This window comes from Gimesia panareensis (assembly GCF_007748155.1).
Lineage (GTDB): Bacteria > Planctomycetota > Planctomycetia > Planctomycetales > Planctomycetaceae > Gimesia > Gimesia panareensis.
The window spans coordinates 4,185,870-4,201,567 of record NZ_CP037421.1; the positions used below are offsets into that span (position 1 = coordinate 4,185,870).

At 54.8% G+C, this 15,698-nt stretch carries 6 protein-coding genes; 3 read left to right on the forward strand and 3 right to left on the reverse strand.

The annotated features are described in order from the left end of the window. Window positions 1-11: 11 nt before the first annotated feature. The 3 genes from Enr10x_RS15565 (at window position 12) to Enr10x_RS15575 (ending at window position 4,865) form a co-directional block, all read left to right on the forward strand. A complete protein-coding gene (locus Enr10x_RS15565; protein ID WP_197997228.1) occupies window positions 12-1,283 on the forward strand; it encodes a DUF1501 domain-containing protein in 1,272 nt (423 codons plus the stop codon). Between the two features lie 183 nt (window positions 1,284-1,466). After that, a complete protein-coding gene (locus Enr10x_RS15570) occupies window positions 1,467-2,837 on the forward strand; it encodes an IS1380 family transposase (RefSeq protein WP_145104163.1) in 1,371 nt (456 codons plus the stop codon). A 357-nt stretch (window positions 2,838-3,194) separates the two neighbouring features. Then, on the forward strand, window positions 3,195-4,865 hold the full coding sequence (locus Enr10x_RS15575) for a DUF898 domain-containing protein (protein ID WP_145450599.1): 1,671 nt from the start codon (window positions 3,195-3,197) through the stop codon (window positions 4,863-4,865). Window positions 4,866-4,883: 18 nt separating this feature from the next. Here the strand turns inward: Enr10x_RS15575 and Enr10x_RS15580 are convergent, their stop codons facing one another. The 3 genes from Enr10x_RS15580 to Enr10x_RS15590 form a co-directional block, all read right to left on the reverse strand. After that, entirely contained in the window at window positions 4,884-6,248 is a 1,365-nt protein-coding gene (locus Enr10x_RS15580) for an APC family permease (RefSeq protein WP_145450600.1), read from the reverse strand. A gap of 234 nt (window positions 6,249-6,482) precedes the next feature. Continuing rightward, window positions 6,483-14,573: an FG-GAP repeat protein gene (locus Enr10x_RS15585; RefSeq protein WP_197997229.1), complete on the reverse strand. Its 8,091-nt coding sequence runs from the start codon at window positions 14,571-14,573 to the stop codon at window positions 6,483-6,485. 473 nt (window positions 14,574-15,046) lie between these two features. Further along, on the reverse strand, window positions 15,047-15,698 hold a 652-nt coding region (locus Enr10x_RS15590; protein WP_197997230.1), incomplete at its 5' end, for a matrixin family metalloprotease.

Below are 15,698 nucleotides of genomic sequence, written 5' to 3' on the forward strand. Positions count from 1 at the left end.
GGAGAGTCCCCATGTCGCACATTCACCGTCGTGACTTCCTGAAACTGGGAGCATTCAGCGCAACCGGACTGACAACCGCAGCACTGTTAGCTCATGAGTCTGCAACCCGCCGGTCGACGCCAGCCCGAAATGTTATTCTGGTCTGGCTGGCAGGGGGTCCCGCCACCATCGACATGTGGGACCTGAAAAGGGATGCTCCATCCTCGATTCGTGGGGAATTCCGATCGATCTCTACTGCTGCGAAGGGAATCGAGATTTGTGAACATCTGCCGAAACTGGCCGGGCTGATGCAGGAATGCACCCTGATTCGCTCTGTCAGTCACACGATTGCGGAACATGGCCAGGGGACCGAGTACGTGACAACGGGAAACCCGATCAGCCCCTCACTGAAGTATCCCTCAATCGGTTCCGTTGTTGCAGCTCGACTCGATGTGAATCAGGAGGTGCCGGTTTATATCGAAATGGATGAACTGAATATCGGCCAGGCAGGTTACCTGGGATCGACATACAATGCGTTTCAAGTCAACTCCGTCTCCAATCGCAGAGATCAGGCAGCGACTCCGGATCCATTCCTGCTCCAGAAAGGTATGACAGTTCAGGATCTCACGCGCAGAAAAACACTTCTGCAAAGCCTGGAAACCGGTTTTGAGCGATTTGGCAATCAGCAGCGTGCTCGAGTGATGAACCGGTTTCAGCAGCAGGCCATGAGTATTTTGGCAGGTGGTAAAACCCGCCAGGCACTGGATCTTTCTGAAGAGGACAGTCAGACACAGGCACGCTATGGTTTCGGACTGGGACGCAGCGCGCTTACGGCACGGAGACTGATTGAACGAGGAGCACGTTTTGTTACGATTGGTTTACGGGGCTGGGATACCCATTCTAATAACTTTACCCAGCTGCGAGAAACGCTCCTGCCTCAACTTGACCGGGCATTATCCGCCCTGATTTCAGATCTCAAGAATCGTGGTCTTCTGCAGGAGACGATTGTCTATTGCGTGGGCGAGTTCGGCCGCACTCCGGTTATTAACAGTCAAGGGGGACGCGATCACTGGGCGCGGGCAATGAGCATTCTGATTACAGGAGGAGGATTTCGCCGGGGATTTGTCTACGGTTCAACAGAAAAAACAGGTTCCGAACCTGCATCGAATGCGTGTTCACCCGCAGATGTGAATGCAACCATCTTGAATCAACTGGGCATCCCGCCTGACACTTTGTTGACCACCCGCTCCGGTCGTCCTCTGCAAGTGTTCCGGAATGGACAAATTCTAACTGGAATCATTTAATTCTTAGTGTCATGGCAAAAAGTATGATCTTCTGCAGGTAGCTTTATAGTTGCTCAAAAACTGGAAAACTATATAAACCCGCATTTCCCAGATGACTTCCTACACTTTGGCACGTAATTTGCGCCACACCCCTACAAAACAAGGTTATTCTGCCAATTCATGCCATGCTGACAGGGGAACTTGATGGGTGACAGCCAAAACCAGGATTTACGGGTCAGTTTTGACAGCCGATTGAAGCTGAAGTTCTGCGGCAGTCAGGTCACCACCGATGCGGGACTACTGGCCTATCGGGAACTGGATGCAGCGCTCGGTCTGACGGAAATGGGCGGAGATGTGCTGAGCGATTCACGCCCGGGCCGCAACAAGCAGCACCAACTCGTGCCGCTGTTGCGTCAGTCGATCTACAGCCGACTGGCAGGCTACGAAGATGTCAATGACGCTGAGCGCTTGTGTGTGGACCCGGTGCTACGCCACGTGGTTGGCGGAAGGGCGAGTCAGCCGGATAAACAAGCGGCGTCAAGCAGCGAGGTGGGCCGTTTCGAGACGCAGATACTCAGCACGCAGCGCAATCTCACGGCACTGATGAAGCTCTCCGGACGCTGGATCAACAACCTCCACCGGCGGCGACCGCTCAAAGAACTCATCCTGGATCTGGACAGCTCGGTCAGTGAGACCTACGGCCGGCAACAGGGCGCGGCCTACAACGGCCACTTTGCATGCCTCTGTTACCATCCGCTGTTTCTGTTCAACCAGCATGGTGATCTGGAGTACGCGATGCTGCGGCGTGGCAACAAGGCCAGCGCGAAATACTGGCGGAAGGTGCTACTGCCGGTGATCGAACGGTATCGGCATTTGGACATTCCGAAGTTCTTCCGCGGCGATGCGGCGTTCGCCATTCCAGCGCTGTATCGTGTGCTGGAGAAAGCAGACTATCGTTACGCCATTCGCCTCAAAGCCAACGCCGTATTGGAGCGGGAAATCTCGCATTTGCTCACCCGTCCGGTCGGACGGCCTTCCCACAAGCCCAAGGTCTGTTATCACAGCTTCCAATATCAAGCAAAATCATGGCAGCGATCGCGTCGCGTGGTGGCCAAAGTTGAGTGGCACGCAGGCGAACTGTTCCCGCGTGTTGGATTCATCGTGACCAACTTGAACCAGCACTCGAAGAACGTCGTGAAGTTCTACAACGGTCGGGGCACCGCCGAGCAGTGGATCAAGGAAGGCAAGAACGCCGTCAGATGGACGAAGCTCTCCTGCCGGACGTTCAAAGACAACCAAGCTCGGTTGCAACTGTTCGCCTTAGCTTATAACCTCGGCAATTTCCTGCGGCGGCTGGCCTTGCCCAAGCCTATACAGAACTGGTCGCTGACGACGCTGCGGGAGAAGCTGGTCAAGGTTGGGGCCAAGGTAACCCGGCATGCCAAGTACGTATTCTTTCAACTGGCCGAAGTGGCTGTGCCACGGAGATTGTTCGCCGCAATTCTTGATCGGATTGCACGACTGGCAATTCCGCCGCCGGTCACGCATGACGTGAAGCGGAAGTATATCAAATAGCGAAAAACGGGGTTCCTCACAGAGAAAGTCTGCGCAGAAACCGTGTTGACTACTGAAAAATGATTCGCTCGGGCAGCAATTTCCGGATCTCAACAACAGAGGCACAACAAAAGTGGCGAAAAATCACTTTGTTTTAGACACGGGGGACCGCAGTGGTTACAATCAAAGAAAGTCCATGCCTGGAGTGGTTTCAGGCTGATCCATATGGGAAATCTCGGATAAAATATCATCAGGCCGCGCAGTTCGTTTAACGATCATCACCGGCCCCGGAATCTGTCCTCCCTGTTTTATGACCTGTCGCATGGAACCGTCTGTGGGGAAGATCACTGGCTGTAACTCAAAAGGAGAGTTGCACTGATGAGAGAAATCGTGAGACGAGTTGTCGTTGCCATTTGCCTTTATGGTGGCATTGCGCTGTGTCTGACCCCCGCTCGTGACTTGTTTCAGATTGAGCCTGTTGACTGGTTGCGCGAGGTCGGCGAGCGACAACAGCATTCCGAGAACATCAAGGGGATGATGTCGAAATATGTCGGCGAGGAGCAAGTCAAAGATATCGACCTCGCCAGCAAAACGCGCGGGAAAATTCCCGATTACATCGCTTATGAAACGGAAGGGCGTCTGATCGTCGTTTCGGGAACTTCATGGGAGGGGCTCTGGAACGACATTGAGGAGACAGTCACCAACAAAGCTCCCTCTAAGGCATGGGCTGCCGTGCGGGGGCTCGAATATCATAGCAATGCGGTCTACCTCACCAGGACAGCCCCCCTGTTCCAGCAAGTGAACGCACAATGGCCGGATCAGTCACTCCTGGCGTATATTCGCATTGATCCCGAAGATTCCAAAATCGCGCCTCGCTATCTAAGTGTGTATGAGCCGAGTCCCTCGGATCTCCGGGACGCCGCTCCGACTCACATTCTGTATCCGCATCGTACGTATGGGGCATTGATATTGTTCGGCGGCTTGCTGTTCTACATCTTCCTGCCTCGAGCTCGTCCAGCTGAATCCGGCGTCTTCTATCTGGCGCGTGCAGCAGGCTGGCTGCCTGATCTGCTCGCAGCTTTTGGCTCAGGTGCCTTCTTCGCAATGCCATTCCTCATCACCAGCGATTCATCTGGCGGACCACTGGATCGAGACTGGTGGCCGCTGACAGTCATCATGTGGGGCATCGGGGCAATCTTCGCCTCGATATTTGTCATCACAGCGTGGTATCAGACACGGAGGCTAACGTGGGATGACAATGGGATCTGTATTGAAACATGGGGATTTACCAGACGCAACTTTCCCCTGGATAAAATCGAAGGCATCGGTGGCTATATACAACAGATGCCGCAATGGCTTCGTGTGCTGGCCTGGGTCATCTCTATCTTCAACTGGAGAGCTACAACATCGGCCATCCTGCTTGATCAGGCTGACCCTGGTTTCTCTATCTCACTGTCCAACGGGACCAGATACAGTTTCACCGGTCAGGGACTGTGGGGAGCAAACTCACTGGTCGCCTGGTGCGATGCTCATAACATCCCCGTGGAGCCAGCTGTCCGTCCCCTGATGGAATCCAAACCAGACTTCCAGCCGTCCAAAGCCGGCCGAGTGGTCTCAATCATTTTTGCAGTGATCGCCCTGGTCGGAACCGGCTGGCCTTTGATGCACGTCGCAGTTGGAGCCATGCCACAACCCGAACCGAAGTTCCGCAGCGGTTCGTTTGATGCGCAGGATGACTTCGGGCAGATACCATCTGAAACTAAACAGCCTGTCGCTCCGCCAGTGGACCAGCCCCTGGGAGCCAGTAAGCCGCCGGTCACAGTGACACCCGCGATGCTGGCTGCGGAACAGGAAATCATCCAGCAGATTCAAAAAGTCCGAGACGAAATCAAAACATTGAAATCGCAGATCGGCACTGTGGCGAACCCCAACGAGGCTGCCATCGATAAATCTCTGGAGGCGGTAAGTCGACTACGGGAGTTGCAGAAGCAACTTGAAGCAGTGCGTTCGGGGAAGCTTCCGGAAAAATCTTCTGGCAACGCGAAATAATATGAAAACGAACCACCGTCAGGATTGAGAATCCCTCTGCTGCTGCATGCTTTCTGTTTCAACAGACCTGTTTTTCCCGGAGGGATTGAGCGACACCGATTTCGGATTAAAGATGCGCGTCAAAAGATATGCAGCGACACCAATCGCGAACGTGACTGCAGTCCCCATCAGTTGCCAAGGCTTAAAGCTGATCAACAGACCCGCCGCCACCAGGGTACTGATGATGAACAGCATGGGAATGACATTCGTGTAATGTGACATCGGCTTCGTGCGGACACCAGGTAGAAACAGGCAAAACACAGAACCAGCTGCGGAGATGGACAGCGTCAGTCCCAGATACGATAAAAGTCCCTGCAGGCTTGAAATCAGTACCAATAGAATTGCCAGTCCTACCTGAACCAGAATCGCCCGGCCCGGACTGTCTCCTCGCATCCGTACAAAACCGGGTAACAAGCCATCTTCCGCCATCTTCGCATACACCCGGGGCGCGGTCATAATCATGCTGAAAACGGATGTCAACAGGCAGGTAACGATGGTCCAGCGAACGAAACCGGCAAACCATTCCCCGCCGATAAATTCTGCTGCGATGGTAGCAACATCTGCTTGACCTTTGATCGCTTCTGGAGCCGGTGCGTACACAAAGACGGCATTCAATAAAAGATATAACCCCATCACCAGGACAGTCCCGGACACCATCGATCGAGGAATCGTTCTGTCCGCATTCTCAACTTCATCTGCCACGTAGACCGCAGCATTGAAGCCGGAGTAACTCAACGAAATCCAGACCAGACTCCCGGCAAACGCGCTGATCAGTGCCCAGCCTGTCAGATCTGTGGTCGGTGCAGAGACTCCCGGCATTTCGACTGTTGAAAACTTCAAAGCGGCAAAAAGCAGAATCGCAGCCAGCAGCCCCAGCTTGATCAGCACCACGGAATTCTGAACCATTGCCCCCAGTCGCGGATTTTTTCCATGAAAGATGCCTGCCAGGAGAATGGATAACACTGCCAGTGTTCCGGCAGGAAGCCATTCCGGACGCGTTTCAGCAGGCAGGACATAAGCTTCCAGCGCAGTTGCTGCAAAGGCAATCGCACCGGAAAAACCTGCGATCAAAGAGACCCAGCCTGCGATAAACCCCAGCAACGGATGGGCGGCACGCGAGAGAAACAGGTATTCGCCCCCCGATTCCGGCATCGCCTTGATAAGGAGTCCATAACTGCAGGCCCCCGTTATTGCGATCAGCCCCCCGACTCCCCAGGCGAGAACCACCACAGTGGGAGCCCCCAGAGCCTCTAATGAGTAACCGGACGTCGTAAATACACCGGCACCGATCATATTGGCGATCACCAGAAAGGTCAGCGTCCAGAAACCATATCTCTTCGTCATTGAATCGCGTTGCTCCCCGGGTTATGCATCAGGGTGTAGGCAAAATAGTCGTGAATTGAATCTTGCTATGTAATGCGAAATTCTACACACCACGGGGCCAGATAATAACTGACGAACAGGAAATAGATTAAAAAACCGAGGAGAAACAGAGAGAGACAACTCTTTTCCTTATTGGATCTGCGCACCTCAGGATTTCACGTTTACTCTCCCGTTGCTCTTGAACAGCCGGGGACATCAGAATGAGAGCATTTCAGTCTGTTCCTTGAGTGCAGCGAAAAAGTCATCGGTCGTCTCATTCCAGTCAGATAATTTTCGCACTCCGGGATCCAGCGTCGCTTCCATCACTCCACTCTCCTGATGCTCATAGCCCAGCAGATGCCCCAGTTCATGCTGAATCACGGTCCAGAGATCGATCAGGCCCGCGGCTGCGCTGCCGGGAATTGCGATTAAGGAAAGCTGACTTTCGTATTGATACTCGCTGTGATCCAGAGGTGTATCATCGACAAACCAGCCATAGCCGGCGGCATTGATATCGATATAAATCGTATCTCCCACTGCCCGCCCCACAGTGGCCCCTTGCAGGTCAACCACCTCAACTTTGACATGAGCCAGTTGCTGCTGATGCTCCTCTGTCAGGTTTGGACTCACGTCATGAACCGCAGTCTGTAACATGGTGTCCGCCTGGTTCTGTGTCAGTGAGGGAGTCGTCGCCTGTACTGCCTGGGGAAGTATCGACACCTGCAATTGCTGATTCCAGGCATCGGGATAGTTATCCGGATATTGAATTTCCAACTGTTGTGATTTCAACCTGTTATAGTTCGAAACCAGGTAGACCAGATCGTGAAATTCAACTCGCTGATTCTGATTGTAGTCACTGAACCACGCATAATCTGAACTCGATTCTGCAGGGACACTGTTATAAGCGGTGACAAACAGGATCAGATCGCGGAAATTAATAGCATCGTCATCATTCAGATCATAGGGATTCGCCCAGATGTCGGCTCCAGTCGAATCGATAATGGGCGTCTGGCTCGTCCTTCCGCTTCCCAGGCTGACCTCGGGAGCCTGCATCTGCAGAGCCAGATCATGGGGGCCGATGCTTTGTTGATCGAAGTCCAGCAGCACCTGATCATCGGCCAGCGTTTCAAAGTGAATGCGGGCAAACAGCAGCTGTGTGTTGATTCCCAGATCTGCCAGATCTGCAGTTGCAGCCAGATTTGCGATCAGTCCGGTCTGATCATCAATCACTCCGCCCTGATTCAGGGAAAATGCAGATCCATACTCAATTTCGGTCGCTGAGGTAAAATCAGTCAGATAGCTCAGATCCAGGGAGACGGACGCAATCCCCTGGCTGGCGTTATCTTCCGTGCTGACCCAGATCTCCACCCAGTAGTCCTCCCATTCGCTGATCGAATCCTGGTTCGAAGGCAGCGCCGCAGCTGTACCTTGCGAATCGGTCGCCGTTGGGGTAGCGACGACCCGCAGAGAGAGGGTTTCCAGTTCCCGCACACTGACATCAAAGGTCCGTGTGATAGTAGCGTTATCAGCGGTAGTGGCCAGGTTGCCGTCCAGGCCGCCATCTTCCACAGTCACTGTGATGGTCGTTGTGCCTGTCTGATCGGTGATGGGGGTGAAGACCAGACTGCCGGTGGAGTCAGCAGAGGTATAGTTGACCACCGGGTTCGCAATCAGCCCCGTGTTACTGCTCTGGGCTGTCACCCGTAACGGCTGTGACTCACCACCGCCGGCTGTGATCCCGCTCAAGTTTACCGTCTGCTCAGGCGTATTTTTGAGAAGCAACAGATCCGCGAGCGGATCCAGTTCGGGGTCATCATTCACAGGGTTGACGGTGACGTCGAATGTCAGCTCGATGGTCCGGTTATCCCCCGTGGTTCCCAGCTGATGATCTACTCCGCCATCAGTGATGAGCACGGTAATGGTTCCCGCCCCGCTCAATTCGGGCACCGGCGTAAAGACCAGGTTGTCCGTGGTGTCTGCCGCTGAAATATTCACTTGGGGATGGGGGATTACCGACGGCAGACTGCTCTGTGCGGTGACACTCAAAGGCTGTGAGGTGCCCCCCGCCGTGGTGATCTGTGACAGATCGATCGTCTGCTCTGGAGCATCTTCATTGAGAATCAGATCGAGCAATTGTGGCAACTGCACGAACAGATCCTCGAAGTTGCTGATCATGATCGGCCCCTGGGACGTGTTTGCAGTCATACTGTCGACTTCAGTATCGAGGTCCAGATTCCCGGCCCCACCAATGCCGGTCGCGGCCTGCAGGACTAGTGTATCGGCGGAAATCAGGGGCGTTTCAGTGACGGTATTGTCCACAATACTACCCGAGGTCGACGTCACCTGCACTTCGCCGCTGGTATTGACATCGCTCAGAGCAATCTGGAAGACCGCATCAAGGTCGATCAGCCCATTACCACTACTGGTAATCTCAGCTGAAGGAAGCATGGTCAAGCCGTTGGCAGAATCGACATGGATCAGATTACTGCCATCATTAGAGATGGTGACTCCACCATTGACAACAAAGTTTTCTCCCGTATTTTCCAGTTCCAGCAGTCCCCCTGCAACGGAAACTTCTTCCGTCACGGTCATTGTCGCGGAAGAAGTGATCCGGGTGATGCCGTCCGTGATCACTCCATTGAGTCCATCCACAAAACCGATGGAGAGCGTACCTGTATTGGTAATTTCCAGGCCCGCACCGGAATCTGCTTCGAGCGCACTGATGCTCGTTTCCAGCGCATCTCCCACGCCAATCCCCGTTCCGGAAATCAACGTGGCATTTACGGCAATGATATTTTCAGCATTGGCGTTCGCATCACTGATCGATCCCACGGCTTCCAGTTCCACATTCCCCGAGGCAATCACCTGCCCCAGCAGCAGATTCATATGCGAATAAAGGATGATATTTCCTGCAGAGGCACTGCCGCCAGAAGCAAACGTCAGATCCCCGTCCGCTTCGATATCGATCAGGCCGGTGGTCGTGAAAGTGCCGTTAAAATTCACGATTCCATCCAGGTTCAGATCGCCCGATCCCAGGTCGACTGTTCCCACATTGATCGTATCTCCCGGATCGGGTGTGACGGTGAGATGCGCATCGAAACTGGAATCGAGTGCATTCAGATTGACCGTATCCGTATTCCCCGCTTCCGTATTGATCGTCAGTGTTCCCGTCGGATGCAGAAACGTGACAGACTCACCCAGCGTGGAATCGATGAGTGACCGATCGTCATCAGCGACAGCGTCATCCGAGAGCGTGATCGACTCAATCCCGCCGGTAAATGTAAAGCTGCGGTTGGTCGCGTCAATCATATCCAGCACCGGTTCCAGTCCCGTGTAAGAGATCGTTGCAGTGCTGTTCCCGTCATACAAGATGCTGCCGGAGCTCTCGTCGATGAAACGATGTTCGACACTCGTCGCGACTCCCCTCAGAATCTCCAGGGAATCGCCGGCGGTCTCTCCCCCGGAACCTCCCTCAAAAACAATTCCGTCCACCGGATTAAACAGGCCACCGACGGGGTTTTGAATGCTGAGTTGGTCATCGCCCTGACTTCCCTGGAACACCAGCTGGGTCAATCCTGAAAAACTGACAGCCGGACTGCCATTGAGTTGAAACGTGCCTCTGTCGGCCCCCGTGGCAGTCACGCTCAGCACATCATCGCCCACAGTCCCCTCTACCCAGAGGACGCCCTGCAGAGTCAGCTCCTCAATCTTCGAGTAAGTGATCTCTCCCAGACCGCCCGTAAATGAGATCGTACCGCTGTCCGTTCCACTGGTCGTGACAGACGGGAGTGCGCCCGGAGGTGTCGTGTAAAAGAGGCTATCGGCCGGGGAGTCAGGCGCGGCCGGATTGCCGCCGTCGAGCGTAATCCCGGAATTCAGACTGGGGGCGATCTGAAACGTATCCGCAAAGACACTCCCGTTCAGTTGCGCTCCGTTGAGCGCGAAGAGCTGGCCGAACAGATCCAGTGCGCCTCCCAGAAAATCAGTGGTAAAGGTGCTTAAATTCAACTGAATCAACGAGTTCCTGGCCACCAGTTGCGCTCCGGCCTCGATGAGCAGATCGTCTGCCGTATTCAAGGTAATCTGCCCGGTTCCAGCATCGATTTTGACGCCAGAGCGGACTGTCAGATCCTCATCCAGACTGTTGGCAGCGCCATCCAGGGTGTTCATTAAAATTCCCAAGCCAGCGTAAATTGATGCCTGGATGTCAATGCTGCCTGCACTCTCGATCTCGATGATACTCGTGTTAGCCCGCAGGCCTTTCCAGGCGGACTGGCCTGCTGCTGAACCCAGGATCAGATCACCCGTATTTTTGACGTTGATGCCTCCATTGGCCACCGCGGTCAACTGATCGACTTCAGTTTTGAAATTGAGGATCGACCCCTGCACAGCGGAGAGTTCCAGCAGTCCCGCCGTGATCGTGTTGACGGTTGAATTCAACAGAGACAGATGCCCATTTCCCGCTATCAATGACACATCACCAGTCGTCGTCAGTGCTCCTGAGGCCAGTGCCGATCGGGATTCCAGACGAATGTCACCCGCACCGGCTTCGATGCTGCTGGTCGACGTCGTGAAACTCAGAATCGATGCGCTGACTTCGACGTTGCCATCGGTGGTAATTGTGCCTGTGATCTGAGTGGTCTCTGCCAGACAGAGCAGGCTTCCCAGTCCCAGGTTCAGACCATCTGCCAGGTAGACCGTTTCCGATCCGACCCCCTGCCCCAGGTTCAGATCGGCGCTGAAGTTCGCTCCCAGGGAATCGATGTGAATGTCGGAGCTAATGCCGCTGTTCCAGTTCCCGCTGTTGACCGTCAGGCTCATCGTCGGATTGAGGAAGGTCCCCAGTTGGCTGAGATCCGATTCATAGGCCAGCGTGTCGCTTCCCCCGTCTGACAGGGTACTGCTGCCACTGAAACTCAACGCGAGTCGATCCACGATCACCGTGGAATTCAGGGGCCGATCGAGTCCCGAATATTGAATCGTCGGCCGGGACGCATCATTAAAGAAGACGCGGCCTTCACTCTCATCCAGAAAATGATGTGTTTCCGCAATTGCGAATCCCCCCAGCAGTTCCAGGCGGTCACCCAGTGTTTCGCCCCCGGTTCCTCCGTCAAAGTAAATGCCGTCCTCCGGTGCAAACACGCCCCCCGAGGGGTTATTGATGATCAGCTGGTCATCCCCTTCCAATCCGTAAAACGCGAGCGATGCGATGCTGAAAAAATTCTCAACCGGTCCCGCATTTAACTGATACGTTCCAGAATTGTTATCGGTGGCCGTGATCGTCAGAATATCATCGCCCGCTGTTCCAATGATCAGAAGATAAGCCGGATCCGGCACACTGCTGCCCGCCTGGACGGTTTCGATACCTGAGATAGTAATACTCTGATAACCGCCTGCGTAATCCAGTTGGCCCGTGTTGCTGTCGTACTGCTGAAATGCGCCATCAGCGGGTTCATTATAATAGAGCGTATCTCCGGGTGACGCTGGAAGAGACGGTGAATAGCCGTTGATGGAGATTTCGGAATTCCGACTGGGAGTGATATGGAAGACATCTGCATTGTTTCCCCCATAAATCCCGGTCCCGTTCGCCGCAGTGACCTGCCCCAGCAAATCGACGGTTCCACTGGCAGTATCGGCCACAGCGTTTTGGGCTTCCAGCCCCACGCCTCCTGCCAACGCAATCAGTTCGGCCCCCTCTTCCACCACGATGTCGTCGCCGGCATTCAGGCTCACGCCGAATGAACTGTTGGGAGATTTAAGAATCACTCCCGACCTGACGGTGATATCACCGCCTGCATAGAGACTCATGGAAGTGCCGGCCAGCATCGATTCACGCACTTCCAGCGAACCGGTCGTGTTGATATAGATGGTACTGTCCCGGGAACGGACGCCGTACAGGTCGCCTGCGTCCCCAATCACCAGATCCCCCGTATTCGTAATCTGCACAAAGTTAACCGCGTCGACCGCCAGATAACTGACCTGGGTTTCCAGTGAGTTGGTCGAGGTACCAGTAAGAACGACCGCCTTCGTGGCCGTGATGTTATTCGCTGAGCCATTGTTATCCACAATCGAGGATTTGGCGTTAATCCATACGTTGCCGGTCGTGATAATTTCGCCGAGGTTCAATGAGTAAGATTCAAAGGAAATATTCCCACTGCCGGTATTCAGCGGCGCCGTGCTACTGGTGGTGATCGAGGAGGCATCAATCTGCAGATTGCCGGTCGTCGACACATTTTGACCAAAATTGACACTGATGACAGAGAGTTCAACATCACCACTGCCCAGATCGAGCGCATCGCCGAACCAGAGAAAGTCTCCTGGTTTTGTTTCAACAATCATCAGGTCCGCAGTCGCATTCTGTCCGACGGAATTGATATAAATGTCGTCTCGACCGGCCCCGCCATCGAATGTCAGCGAATCAGTGGGAGTCTGCAGAATCGTCAACTCAGGAATTGCGGTACCGGAGACTTGAAAGCCTCCCCCCGCCTCCGCATCGAAATAGAACGTCTGCAACGTATTACTGTAATTTAAATCGATACTGGAAACGCTCACATCCCAGATCAGGTGATCCTGTTGCGCATAAGACACAAACTGAAGCAGAGAATTATCCAGGCGGATGTGGCCATCCAGGTCATCTCCCATCCACGAAGAAAGGGAAACCGCAGTTCCGCTCAGAATCAGTGTATCCGTTCCGGAACCAGTGCCGCCGTCATAATTCAGTCTCAGTCCCGCATCCGCCAGCGAGGTATCGATGGTGACCTGCTCACTCCCGCCTCCGCCGGTCAGAAAGATATTGCCCCCGCTCAAAGCTGTCAGCGAGATCATGATTGCCTGCTCGTCGACCTGAGTACCGCCGGTCGGAGGGGTGACCCGGTCGCTCGTCGCACTCACGATCAGCTGCCCTCCGCTGACGGTCAGTGTCAGGTTTGAATCAGAAACGGTCTGGTGCTGGATGAAGAGATCCCCGTTGACGAGTTGGGTCGTAAAATCAATCACGGGGGGAAACCCAAAGACATACGCACTGCCCGTATCAACGGCGCCATGATCGTGCAGCGGTGCGCCACTGACAATGGTTTCCGCATCGATGGCAATCGCAGCCCCGTAGTCACCACCACTGTCGGGATCGGCTGAGACGAATTCATCCTCGACAGCGAGATCCCAACCAATGGAAGCATCATACAGGTAAGCTGCCCCGTTTCCGCTGTTACCCTCGGGATCCCCGACGACCAGGCACATGTCGTCCAGGGAGACCGCCGCTCCGAAACCGCCTGTATCGGTCGAGTTGGGATAGGCGTCCGCGTGATACTTCTCAACGATATTCCAGTTTACCGAGCCGTCCAGAATCGAAACCGCTCCGCCATAGGTGTCACCCGGTGCCCCGACAGCGGCGTAGCGATCATCAATATCAACGGCGCTGCCGAAATCAGAACCGGTGGACCCCGCCAGTTTTTTGATCTGCTGCCAGCTGTCGTCAGCGACTCCGGCTCCCCCGAGGGACCGCTCGAACAGATAGGCAGCTCCTTTCCCCTGATCCTGCACTGCTCCGGCGATGATCGTACTCTCATCGTCACTGATCGCAACCGAAGAACCCAGCCAGGCATCGGCACTGGCATCGTCGGCCTTAAGTTTATCAACAGAGACCGAACCCCAGTCATCATCCGTGGCAAACACATAAACGGCGCCTGAAGCGGAGAGGGAATCATAGGCATCCTGTTTGGCTCCCACCACGGCGGTATTCCCTTTGATGTCCACCGCGGCACCGAAGTCCTCAGGTGCGTCGTTCGCGACCGCTGTGGGGCGCGAAAGTGTTGCCAGGTAATCCCAGGTATCATTGCTCAAGTCGGTATCAGCGCCGACCGGATTCAGCCTGAAGAGATAGGCTGAACCGAAGGTATCCCCCTCGTCAGCTTCGGTCGCCCCCACCAGCAGCGTATCGCCATCAATGGCGACAGAGATGCCGAAGTAATCCTGGTCTGCATTTTCCGTACGGGGCGAGACGATTGTGGAATGAAAATCCCAGGTATCGTCCGTCTGATCATCGGGAGTGCCTGCCTCATTGCGAGAATACAGCGAAACGGCCCCCGCATCCTGCAGCCCTGCCGGATCTGCATAGGGAGATCCCACCACTAGCCAGTCCCCGGAGACAGCCACAGCGGTACCAGCCAGATCACCGTTAAAAGGAGACAGCGCCACATCGGGCAACAGTTCTCCCTGAAAATAGCTCGTTAACAGCGTCCGGTCTTCCAGAATTTCGATGGTCTTGATCTGCCGGGGAGAAACAGGAGCCCGTGTCTGACGTATACGCATGCAGTGCCGATTGCGAGCGGACGGGCGAGTATAAGAACGGGCTGAAATCGCCTGAAGCCAATTGGTCAGAAACATCTCAATCACTCCGCTCTGCAATGCCTGGAGGACAGCCCAGTAAATACCCTGATGGGATTTTCCCTGTTTTAATGATGTGTCAGGTCATTAACCTGATGGGCCCTGTCTCTCTCCATGCAGACTGAATATCTGACATTGGATTCATTTATCTAACATACATAATTTACAAGTCATAAAACAATGACAAAACAGGCCCACGACTGATAAAAACGCATCAGGTCTACCACTGCAGTGTTTTACTGCACTTTCATGACTTCTTACGTCTGGTATATCGTCAATAGAACCAGGCTGGAATGTGATTTGCGACTAGTCTTTCAGTCACTCTGATCCTCCCACAAAAAAAGCCCCCGGTAACCTGAGTTTCCGGGGGCCTGTCGGGACTGTTTGTGTCTGGATGCTTAGTCCAGCAGCGGGTTGTCTCCGCCTGAGATGGCACTGAAGAAGGCGTCGAGGTCGTCTTCCGTCGGCAGCCGCCGTTCGGAGACGTCCAGGGAATCGCTCATCAGCGTGCCGTCGGTTGCCAGGTCTTCCAGACCCAGCGTGTGACCCAGTTCGTGCATCACGACGGTCAGCAGATCCATCTGGCCGAAGGCCGCACTGCCCGAGCCGGCCAGCAGACTGCCGTCAATCAGCGTGAACTCGCTGCTGTCCAGCGGCGTGCCGTCCACGAACCAGCCGTAACCGGCGGCGTTCACATCGATCAGGACCGTCGTGCCTGCAGCACCACCGAGCATCGCGTCCGGCAGATCAGCCAGCACGAAGTTCACCGACTGCAGCAGTTCCAGCTGGGCGTCGCTCAGGCCCGCGGACTCCCAGTAACTCAGGGCCGCATCCACGACCGAGTCCAGGTCCGACTGCGTGATCGACGGAGCCGAGGTGCTGCTCGCACCGCCGGCCGCCAGTAGCGGGCCGGTCCGCTGGATGCGGATCGCATCGGCGATGATCGCCCCGTCCGCCGGACCATTGTCGCTCAGGGTGACGGTAATCGAGCCACCGCCGCCCACGACCACGGCCGCGCTCAGGATCTGCCAGTCGGCACCGTCGGCGGTG